The 10,283-nt window shown below is 74.0% G+C and carries 11 protein-coding genes; 1 reads left to right on the forward strand and 10 read right to left on the reverse strand.

Annotated elements, in window-relative coordinates:
• Positions 1–273: 273 nt before the first annotated feature.
• The 3 genes from ACFUEL_RS26950 to ACFUEL_RS26960 form a co-directional block, all read right to left on the reverse strand.
• Positions 274–747, reverse strand: coding sequence for a DIP1984 family protein (locus tag ACFUEL_RS26950; protein ID WP_380239352.1), 474 nt, complete (start codon positions 745–747; stop codon positions 274–276).
• Positions 748–807: 60 nt separating this feature from the next.
• Complete coding sequence (locus ACFUEL_RS26955) at positions 808–960, reverse strand: hypothetical protein (RefSeq protein ID WP_380239353.1); 153 nt, start codon at positions 958–960, stop codon at positions 808–810.
• A gap of 212 nt (positions 961–1,172) precedes the next feature.
• A complete protein-coding gene (locus ACFUEL_RS26960) occupies positions 1,173–2,192 on the reverse strand; it encodes a LacI family DNA-binding transcriptional regulator (protein WP_380239361.1) in 1,020 nt (339 codons plus the stop codon).
• Positions 2,193–2,336: 144 nt separating this feature from the next.
• Between ACFUEL_RS26960 and ACFUEL_RS26965 the strand changes: the two genes are divergently transcribed.
• Positions 2,337–2,996: a hypothetical protein gene (locus ACFUEL_RS26965; protein ID WP_380239354.1), complete on the forward strand. Its 660-nt coding sequence runs from the start codon at positions 2,337–2,339 to the stop codon at positions 2,994–2,996.
• A gap of 184 nt (positions 2,997–3,180) precedes the next feature.
• Here ACFUEL_RS26965 and ACFUEL_RS26970 read toward each other — a convergent pair whose 3' ends face one another.
• From ACFUEL_RS26970 to ACFUEL_RS27000, 7 genes are all read right to left on the reverse strand, one after another.
• Complete coding sequence (locus ACFUEL_RS26970) at positions 3,181–4,209, reverse strand: LacI family DNA-binding transcriptional regulator (protein WP_380239355.1); 1,029 nt, start codon at positions 4,207–4,209, stop codon at positions 3,181–3,183.
• Positions 4,210–4,315: 106 nt separating this feature from the next.
• Positions 4,316–4,807, reverse strand: coding sequence for a hypothetical protein (locus ACFUEL_RS26975; protein ID WP_380239356.1), 492 nt, complete (start codon positions 4,805–4,807; stop codon positions 4,316–4,318).
• Positions 4,808–4,864: 57 nt separating this feature from the next.
• On the reverse strand, positions 4,865–5,479 hold the full coding sequence (locus ACFUEL_RS26980; protein ID WP_380239357.1) for an SGNH/GDSL hydrolase family protein: 615 nt from the start codon (positions 5,477–5,479) through the stop codon (positions 4,865–4,867).
• A 153-nt stretch (positions 5,480–5,632) separates the two neighbouring features.
• Positions 5,633–6,856 carry a mannose-6-phosphate isomerase, class I gene (manA, locus tag ACFUEL_RS26985; RefSeq protein ID WP_380239358.1) on the reverse strand — a complete coding sequence of 408 codons (1,224 nt, stop codon included), beginning with the start codon at positions 6,854–6,856 and terminating at the stop codon, positions 5,633–5,635.
• A 123-nt stretch (positions 6,857–6,979) separates the two neighbouring features.
• Entirely contained in the window at positions 6,980–8,014 is a 1,035-nt protein-coding gene (locus ACFUEL_RS26990; protein WP_380239359.1) for a LacI family DNA-binding transcriptional regulator, read from the reverse strand.
• A 151-nt stretch (positions 8,015–8,165) separates the two neighbouring features.
• Positions 8,166–8,957: a carbohydrate ABC transporter permease gene (locus ACFUEL_RS26995; protein WP_380239362.1), complete on the reverse strand. Its 792-nt coding sequence runs from the start codon at positions 8,955–8,957 to the stop codon at positions 8,166–8,168.
• 71 nt (positions 8,958–9,028) lie between these two features.
• Entirely contained in the window at positions 9,029–10,003 is a 975-nt protein-coding gene (locus ACFUEL_RS27000; RefSeq protein ID WP_380239360.1) for a carbohydrate ABC transporter permease, read from the reverse strand.
• Between the last annotated feature and the right edge of the window lie 280 nt (positions 10,004–10,283).

Here is a 10,283-nt window from a genome sequence, read left to right on the forward strand (position 1 = left end):
GTACCGGGTTGAACGGTACGGCCCTCGCGTCCGGGTGTGGGGTGCCCCGTTCCCGCCCTCGTCGTCACGGATCTGCACGCGGTGGTGAGGTGTGCGCTGTGCGCCGTCACCTGTGCGCGGTGCTGAGCTGCACTGTCGTTGGGGAATTGAACCCCGGCGTTGCTCTCCACGCACCGGTGGCCGGAATCCGCCGGCCTCGGTCCGTGCACGCCTCCGTGGCAACTACCTGCTCTCCCACACCCTGCTCGTGGGGACTGCCGGCCGATGGCCGGGTCAGTCCTCGATCAGGTCGACCTCCCAGTTGGTGCGCTGGATCAGGGTGTCCACCTCACGGATCTCCTTGGCCAACTCGTCGGCCCGCGAACGCAGTTCGGCCACCGGGAGGGCGGAGAGGATCCGCAGCTCGGAGCGCAGTTGCCGGACGGCCCCGCGCTGGTCGCGTCCGGAGGCGGCGTCGGCGGCCGAGGTGATCACCGAGTGCCGCAGCCGCAGCACGTCCCGACGGGCGAGCGCGTCGGTGAGCGTGCCGCCGCCCTCGACCAGCACGGTGGAGTTGGTCCGGTTGATCCGGCGGATCAGCGACTCCAGCTCGTCCAGCACCTCCCCGGACCGGGCCAGCACCTCCGCCGCGTCCTCGGCGGGCTCCTCGCCCTCCTGGTAACGGGCACTGCCGACGACCCGCGTCCGCAACTGCTCCACCTGCCGCACCGCGGCCGCGCGCTGCGCGAGCGCCTCAGCGAGTTTCACCCTGCCACCACCCCGTACGTACCGTTGATCGTCGGTCAAGTATGCCCGCCGCCACCCCGCTCAGGACGCAGCGGGGCCGGTGCTCCCGCGCGGCACCAGCACCGGCGTCCCCGCCGGGCGGGACGGGGCGCGGCCCTCGTCGATGAGCTCCAGCAGGCAGCGGGCCACCTCCTCGCCGACCTCTCCCCCGCCCCCGGCAACCCACCGACCCACCGACCCACCAACCCCTGTACCTCCCAGGGCACTTACGCCGTCGGCGCCGGGCCGGTGCTCCCGCGCGGCACCAGCACCGGCGTCCCCGCCGGACGCGACGACGCACGCCCGCCGTCAATGAGCTCCAGCAGGCAGCGGGCCACCTCCTCGCCGACCCCTCCCCCGCCCCCGGCAACCCACCGACCCACCAACCCCTGCACCTCCCAGGGCACTTACCCCGTCGGCGCCGGGCCGGTGCTCCCGCGCGGCACCAGCACCGGCGTCCCCGCCGGGCGGGACGGGGCGCGGCCCTCGTCGATGAGCTCCAGCAGGCAGCGGGCCACCTCCTCGCCGACGGCGAACGGGTCGTGGCTGAGGGCGGAGAGCTGCGGGCGGGTGATCCGGCACAGGTCGGAGTCGTCCCAGGCGACCAGCGAGACGTCCTGCGGGACGCGCAGGCCGAGTTCCTCGGCGACGGCGATCGCGGCGACGGCCATGATGTCGTTGTCGTAGACGATCGCGGTGGGCCGTTCGGCGGCCGTCAGCAGGGTGCGGGTGGCCCGGGCTCCGGCGTGCGCAGACAGGTCGGTGGGCAGGCTGCGGGCCGTGACGGCGGGGAGTTCGGCGGCGGTCGCGGTGAACGCGTCCCCGCGCAGCAGCGTGCGGCCGAGCGCCTCGGGGCCGGTGACGTGGGCGATCCGGCGGTGGCCGAGCAGCGCCAGGTAGCGGACGGCCTCGGCGATCGCCGCCGCGTCGTCCGTCCACACCGCCGGGAACGGGCCCGACAGCGCGGGCTGGCTGACCGCGACGGCGGGCATCCCGAGCTTGTGCACCGGCTCCAGCCGGGGGTCGGCGGCGACCACCCCGACCAGCACCGAACCGTTCACCCGCCCGGACTGCCACCACTGCCGGTACAGCGCGATCTCCGCGTCCCGGTCCGGGACGCTGTGCAGCAGCAGCGCGCACGGCCGCTCCGCGAGCACCTGCTCGATGCCGCCGATCAGCGCCATCTGCACCTGGTCCAGCCCCGGTCCGCCCCGGGTCAGCGCCATGCCGACGGTGTGCACCCGGTCGCCCTGGGCCAGCGAGCGGGCCGCCAGGTTCGGCGACCAGCCGAGTTCGCGGGCCGCTTCGACGATCCGCCGCCGCGTCGCGTCGGAGACGCCCGGCCGGTCGTTGAGGGCCAGCGAGACCGCCCCCGCGGACACCCCGGCCCGCGCCGCCACGTCCCGGATGGTCACCCGGCGCTGCATCCTGCTGCTCACCCCGTCCCTCGCGTACCCGCCACCTGCGGGTCCCCATCCTGTCAGGTCCCCGCCGCCGGGCGGCACATCGGCTCCTGGTAGCGTCGCAATCTTCGCCGGACGGACCCGGCGGAGTACCCGACGGGGACCGGCATGACGACCGCGCAACAGCGCCTGCACCACGCCCTGGACGCCCTCGGCCGCACCGCCCGCCCCGGACCGGCGGTCGACGGCTGCGGACACTGCTACGCCCCGGAGGAACTCGCCCTCCTCTCCGGGCCGCCCGACCTGATCCCGGACCGGCTGCTGCACTCGGTGGCCGCGAAGAGCCCCGACCACTGGGTCGACTTCCCCACCCTCTACCGCCGCCTCGCCCCGCGCCTGCTACGGCAGTTGACCACCCGTACGCTGGCCGTCGACGGCCCCCTGATCGCCGCCCGGCTGGTCTCCGCCGACTGGACCTCCTGGCACCGCGCCGAACTCGTCCGGGACGTCCTGGACGCCTGGTGGCCCGCCACCCTCGCCGACCCCACCGCGAACGCCGCCGAAGTCCTGGAGACCGTCGCGGTCGTCACCGGCACCGCCACCCCCTGGCTCACCACCTGGGCCGGGACCCGCACCCCGACCGCCGAACACCACCTCACCCGCACCGTCGACGACTGGCTGCACCTCGCCCGCCTCCCCGACCTCCGCCTCGGCTTCTACGGCGAACTCCCGGTCGGCCCCGAGGTCGCCGCCTGGATCGCCGACCTGCCCCCGCACCTCCTCGACGCGGACCAGCGCTACTGGCTGCACACGCTCTACCAGGCGTAGAAGACCGACGGGACGCGCACGTACCGGGCCCGGGGGACGGCGGGGCCGTGCCGCTGACGGCCGGAGCCCGTCGAGGCGTCCGTGCTGCCGCGTGTCCCGGACGGAACCCGAAGCCGGTGCGCCGGGCGGCAGTGCACCGCCCGCGGACCGGGCCTCGCCGTTCCCGGTGCCCCGGGCGGCGCTCTCAGCGCCCCCCGGGCGGTGTCTCGCCCGAGCCGCGCGGGATGAGCAGCGTCGGGATCTCCAGCCGCGCCGGGGGCGTGGCTTCTCCCGCCAGGCGGTCGAACAGCCGGCGGGCGGCGAGCGCGCCGAGGGCGACCGGGTCCTGGGCGACGACGGTGAGCCCGGGGGTGAGCAGGTCGGCGAGTTCGAGGTCGTCGAAGCCGACCAGGGCGGGGCGGGCCCCGCCGGGGAGGTGGTGGAGGGCGGCGAGGGTGACGCGGTTGTTGGCGGTGAACAGGGCGGTGACGGCGTCGGGGCCGGTGGTGAGGCGGTGGACGGCGGCGGCGACCCGGGCGCGGTCGGTGGGGCCGCAGTCGATCCACCTCTCGTCGACGGGGAGGCCGGCGGCGGCCATCGCCTCGCGGTAGCCGCGGGCGCGCTCGGCGGCGGTGTGGATGGTGGGGAGGTCGCCGACGAAGCCGATCCGGCGGTGGCCGTGGGCGATCAGGTGGGCGGTGCCGGCCTTCGCGCCGCCGGCGTTGTCGCTGAGGACGGCGTCGGCGGCGATGCTGCCGGGGCGGTCCAGGAAGACCACGGGGGTGCCGGACTCGACTTCGGGCAGCAGGTAGCCGTGGTCGTCGCCGGCCGGGACGACGATCAGTCCGTCGACCCGGCGGGCGCAGAAGGCGAGGGCCAACTCCTTCTCACGGTGCGGCTGTTCGCCGCTGGAGCCGGTGAACAGCAGGCAGCCCTCGGCGGCGGCGACCTGTTCGACGGCGCGGGAGAGCGCGGAGGAGAACGGGTCGCTGATGTCCTCCAGCAGCAGGGCGACGCTGGCGGTGCGGCCGGTGCGCAGCAGCCGGGCGCTGTCGTTGCGCCGGAAGCCGAGCGTCTCGATCGCGGCCTGGACGCGGGCGGCCATCTCGGCCGTGACGCCGCTCTCGCCGTTCACCACCCGGGAGACCGTCTTCAGCCCGACCCCGGCCGCCGCCGCGACGTCCTTCATGGTCGGGCGGGCGCCGCGGGTGCTGCTGGTGGGGCTGCTGGTCATGTCAGGGAGGATAGTGCGCGCACCGCCCCGCCCGGCAGGCCCGCCCCCTCCCCGGTCCCTCCCCGTCCGCTTCCGGCCGCCGGCGGCTGAACGACGGCCGGACGGCTCAGCCCGGGGTCTGCCACGCCCGGGTGGCGACGCCGCCGAGCCGGGCGGCGGCCTTGCGCGGGTCGCCGGTGCGGACGGGCTGGTCGACCTCGTGGTCGTGGCCGAGCAGGCCGAGTTCCTCCTCCACCATCCGGGCGGCCCGGTACGCCTCGGTCGTGATCGGGAGCGCGGCCCCGCCGGGGTACCGGTACGGGATCTCGATGCTCGCCCCGTCGCCGGTGTAGAGGAGTTGGAAGACGCCGTCGGGGCCGTACCGCCAGAACTCCAGGCGGGAGGGGTACTCCGCGGCCTCGCCGGGCCCGATCTCGGCGGTGATCCGCCGCAGCAGCCGCTCCCAGTCGGCCCGGCGGTCCTCCGTCACGCTGTGGGGGTGGCAGTCGTCCCCGCCGGTCTCGGCGGCCCAGGCGTCGTAGGCGGCGTTCTGCTCGGCCTGGACGGCCTCCGGGGTGCTGCCCTCGGGCACCCGCCAGAACGAGATCTCGTACGTCATGCGGCCGACCCTACGGAGCCCGTCCAGCGGATTTCGGCGGCCGCTCCCCGGCCGGGGTCAGGCCGCGCCGGTGACCAGGCTCAGCCAGGCGTCGGCGAGCAGGCCGTGGCCGAGCGGGGTGGGGTGGACGCCGTCGAGGGTGATCAGGGCGGGGTCGCCGGCGGTGCGGGCGGCCTGGTTGAGCAGGCCGTCGGCGGCGAGCAGCAGGGCGTCGTGCTCGGCGGCGAGGCGGCGGACGGCGTGGATGCGCGGGTCGAGGTCCCCGCGCCAGGTCCACTGCTCGGGGGTGACCGGGACGAGGAAGGGTTCGATCAGGACGAGCCGGGGCGCGCAGTGGGCGTGCAGGCGGCGCAGCAGTTCCCGGTACTCGTCCTCCCAGGCGTCGACGGGGCTGGGCAGGCCGCTGTCGTGGTGGCGCCAGGTGTCGTTGACGCCGATCAGCAGCGAGACGAGGTCCGGCCGGTGGGCGAGGGTGTCGGTGTCCCAGCGGGCGCTCAGGTCGGCGAGGCGGTCTCCGCCGATGCCGCGGTTGAGGACGGTGGGGGCGCCGGGGAGGGCGGGGGCGATCAGGGCGGCGTAACCGTGGCCGAGGTGGTCGGGGCGGGTGCGGTCGCGTCCGGCGTCGGTGATGCTGTCGCCCTGGAACAGGACGGTCGTGGCGGCGGGCTGCATGCGGGCTCCTGGGGCGTGGCGGGGACGTGCGGTGCCCGCCGTCCGGGATGACGGTCACCGGGCGGCGGGCGGTTCGGGACGGGATCAGGTGGTTCGGGGCGGGATCAGGTGGTTCGGGACGGACACTACGGCTTCTGCCCGCCCGCGCCGGGTTCACCGCTCCCGCGGCACCCTCGCCCGGAAGACCGTCGCGTCCCCGGTCAGCCGCAGCGGTCCGCTCGCGGCGGGGACGTACGCGGATTCGCCCGGCGCGAGGGCGGGGCCGGGGTCGGAGCCGGAGTCGGGGCCGTCGTCCAGGCGGGCGGTGCCGCGGACGCAGAGCAGGATCTGCGGGCCGTCGTCCTCGACCACGACGGTGGCGGGGGTGCCGAGTTCGATCCGGGAGAGGGCGAACTCGGCGGCGGGGGTGCGGAATTCGAGTTCGCCGGGGCCGGTGGGGACGGCGGGGGCGCGGCGCGGGGCGGTGGGGCGGAAGTCGACGACCTCGGCGAGGGCGGCGGTGTCGACGTGCTTGGGGGTGAGTCCGCAGCGCAGCACGTTGTCGGAGTTGGCCATGATCTCGACGCCGAGTCCGCGCAGGTAGGCGTGCGGGACGCCGGCGTCGAGGTAGAGGGCCTGCCCGGGGCCGAGCCGGACGTGGTTGAGCAGCAGGGCGGCCAGGATGCCGGGGTCGCCGGGGTAGTCGCGGGCGGCGTCCAGGCAGGCGGCCCAGGTCGCCGCGTCCGGGTCGCCGCTGTCCACCAACTTCCGCATGGCAGCGGGTAGTTCGGCGGCAGCCTGCTCGCCCCGGGCGCGGTCCTCGGTGAGGGCGGCGGTCAGGACGGTGCGCAGGGCGGTCCCGGCGGGGGCGGTGCGCAGGGTGGCGATCCAGGGGGCGAGGACGGGGAGGTCGAGGCGCTGCCAGAGCTCGGCGCTGGCGCGCGGGTCGCGGAAGCCGCAGAGGGCGTCGAACTCGCCAAGGGCGCAGATCAGTTCGGGTTTGTGGCTGCGGTCGCGGTAGATCCGCCGGGGGTCGTCGAGCGGGAGTCCGGCGGCATCCTCGGCGGCGTACCCGGCTTCGGCCTGGGCGGTGCTGGGGTGCACCTGGACGGAGAGGGCGTGGTCGGCGGCGAGCAGCTTGAGCAGGAAGGGCAGTCGGGGGCCGAAGCGGTCGGCGGTGCGGGGGCCGAGTTCGGCGGCGGGGTCGCGGGCGATGACGGCGTCGAGCGGTTCGGGGCCCCGGCCGCGGTCGATCCGGGAGGGGGTGGCGGGGTGGGCGCCCATCCAGAGTTCGGCCTCGGGTTCGCCGGTGGGCGGGCGTCCGGCGAGGTGGGCGAGGGCGGTGGTGGAGCCCCAGGCGTAGCGGCGGATCGTGGTGTCGAGCAGGTCGGCGGTCATCGGGTGTACTCCGGGCGGGTGGTGCCCCGGCCCGGCCCCGGACTTCCTTACCCTCAGAGGGAGTCGGGGACGGGCCGGGAGTCTGCGGGCGAGGCGGTCAGTGGACGGCGGCGGGCGGGGCGGTCAGCGGGCGGCGCCGGGCGGGGCGCTGCTGCCGCGCGGGACGAGGACGGGGGTGGGGGCCGGTCCGGCGGGCCGGCCGCGGTGTTCGATGACGTCGAACAGGGTGCGGGCGACCAGCGCGCCGTAGCCGTGCACGTCGTGGCTCATCGCGGACAGCGCGGGGTGGGTGAGCCGGCACAGCTGGGAGTCGTCCCAGGCGATCAGCGACAGGTCGGCGGGGACGTGCAGGCCGAACTCGGCGGCGACCGAGATGCCCGCGACGGCCATGATGTCGTTGTCGTAGATGATCGCGGTGGGGCGGTGCGCGGAGGCGAGCAGCATCCGGGTGGCGCGGGCGCCGGCCTGGCCGGAGAAGTCGGTGGGGACGCTGCGCGGCGGCTCCAGTCCGAGCTGTTCGGCGACGGCGGCCAGCGCCCTGGTGCGGATCGCGGTGTGGCCGAGGTCGGGATCACCGCCGACCCGGGCGATCCGGCGGTGGCCGAGCATCGCGAGGTAGCGGACGGCGTCCTCGACGGCGGCCGAGTCGTCGGTCCAGACGGCGGCCAACTCCCCTCCGGCCAGGCCGGGGTGGCCGGCCGCGACGGTGGGCATGCCGAGGGCGGCGAGGGCGGGGATCCGCGGATCGGCCTCGGTGAGGTCGACCAGGACGGAGCCGCTGACCCGGCGGGTGCGCCACCAGGTGCGGTGCACGGCGATCTCCTGTTCCCGGTCGCGGACCAGGCGCAGCAGCAGGGTGGCCGAGCGTTCCTCCAGCACGCTCTGGATGCCGGAGATGAACTCCATGTAGAAGGGCTCCAGGCCGAGTTGGCGGGCCGGGCGGGTGATGACCAGCCCGACGGTGTCGCTGCCGGGGGTGAGCCGGGCCAGGCTGCGGGCGGCCTGGCTGGGCACCCAGCCGAGCTGTTCGGCGGCGGCCCGGATCCGCTCCCGGGTGGCGCTGGACACCCCGGGCCGGTCGTTCAGGGCCAGTGAGACGGCCCCGGCGGAGACCCCGGCGAGGGCGGCGACCTCCCGGATGGTGACGCGTCCGCTCACCGCGCCGCCTCCCGTACCCGCCCGACCGCTCCCCCGTACGCCCGTCCCGCCCGTCCCGCCCGTACCCCGTGCGTCCGGCCGGTGCGCCCCCCGCGCGGCGGCACCGCGGCGCAGGTGCGGTGCCGCCGTTCGTTCCCCCCGGTGCGGCGGCTCACTTGCTGGAGCCGGCGGCGAAGCCGGCGTAGATGAGGCGCTGCAGGGCGAGGAAGACGACCAGGGTGGGGAGGATGACCAGGATCGCGCCGGCCGAGATGATCTCCCAGTTGACGCCGAACGGGCCCTGGAAGCGGAACAGCGAGGTGGAGATGGTGCCCAGGTCGGTGGAGGGCATGTACAGGAACGGGATGAAGAAGTCGTTGTAGACCGTCACGCCCTTGACGATCACCACGGTGGCGATGGCCGGCTTGAGCATCGGCAGGATGATCCGCCAGTAGATGGTGAACGAGTTCGCCCCGTCCAGCCGGGCGGCCTCGTCGAGGGAGACCGGGATGGAGCGGATGAACTGCAGGAAGATGTAGATCGAGATGATGTCGGTGCCCAGGTAGAGCAGGATCGGCGCCCAGCGGGTGTTGAACGCGCCCAGCTCGTTGACGATCTGGAAGGTGGCGACCTGGGTGGTGACCGAGGGCACCAGGCTGGCGAGCAGGAACGCGCCCATGACGAGCTTCTTGAACCGGAACTCGAAGCGGTCGATCGCGTAGGCGGTCATCGAGCCGATCAGCACGGTGCCGGTGACGGACACCAGCAGGATGATCCCGGTGTTCAGGAAGGCGGGCATCATGTTGCCCTGGGTGAAGGCGATGCGGAAGTTCTCGAAGTTGAACCAGTTCGAGGGCAGGTCGAGCGGCCCGGTGGCCAGCGCCTCCTTCCGGGTCTTCAGCGAGGTGAACAGGATCACCAGCAGCGGCACCAGCACCACGGCGCTGGCCAGCACCAGGGACAGGTACTTGGCGCCGGACGCGGCGGCGGAACGGGCGTGGAAGCGGCGACGGTTGTTCGTAACGGCGTTGGTGGTCACGACAGTTCCACCCTCTCCTCCGGCACCAGGCGGCGCTGGATCCAGGTGACGATCAGGATCAGGACGATCAGCACGACGGCGCTGGCCGAGGCGAGCCCGAACTTGTCGAATTTGAACGCCATGTTGATGCTCTGGATGACGAAGGTCTGCGAGCCGTTGGAGCCGCCGGTCATGATGTACGGGATCTCGAAGACGGCGAGCGAGCCGGAGACCGCGAGGATCGCGCTGAGGCTGATCACCGGCTTGATGCTGGGCGCGATGATGTGCCGGAACTGCTGCCAGCGGTTGGCGCCGTCCAGCGCGGCGGCCTCGTACAGGTGCGGCGGGATCGACTGGATGGCGCCCAGGAACAGCACCAGGTTCAGGCCGGTGTAGCGCCACACCGACACGCCGGCCAGCGACTTGTTGACCAGGTCCGGGTCGCCGAGCCACTGGTGCTTGCCGTGCACGCCGATCATCGACAGCAGCGAGTCGAGGGTGCCGTGCGGCTGGAAGAAGAACAGGAAGACGAACCCGATCGCGACGCCGTTGATCAGGTACGGGAAGAACAGGATGCCCTTGAACAGGTTCCGGAAGCGGGTGTTGAAGCTCAGCACGGTGGCGAAGTACAGGGCCAGCGCGATCTGCAGCACCGCGGCGACCAGGTAGACGCCGGAGACCAGGAAGACCTTGAACAGCTCGGGCCGGGTGAACAGGTCGGTGTAGTTCTCGAAGCCGACGTTGTTGCGCTCCGGGCTGATGCCGTCCCAGTCGGTGAAGCTGTAGCCGATCATGTCCCCGATCGGCAGGTAGGTGAACGTCACCAGGAACACCAGCGGTACCAGCAGGTACAGCCAGGGCGTGAACCACCAGTGGCGGCGCAGAGCCTTGCGCCGGGGAGCGCGGCGCAGGCCGGCCGGAGCGGCGCCGCCGGCCGGCGCGGCCTGCGCGGGGGGCTTTCCGGCGCCCCGGTCCCTCTGCAGTGCAGTCATCTTCCGTTCCTTCTCAAGTCCTGACACCTGGTGGGCGGCACGGCCCTGCCCGTACTCGTCAGGGCGGGGGCAGGGCCGGGCCGCTCGGTCAACTCGACCGTTGCGGTCAGCCGTTGACGGTCTTCTGGGACTCGGACCACTTCTTGTCGAGCTCGGCGAAGTAGCCGTCCCGGTCGCCGGAGGCCGCGCCGCGGGCGATGTCGACGAGCTTCTGCCGGTAGTCCGGGGCGTCCAGGTTGATCTCCGCGCCCTTGTCGATCTTCTTGACGGTGGCGGACTT

It is taken from the genome of Kitasatospora sp. NPDC057198 (genome assembly GCF_042670125.1).
Lineage (GTDB): Bacteria > Actinomycetota > Actinomycetes > Streptomycetales > Streptomycetaceae > Kitasatospora.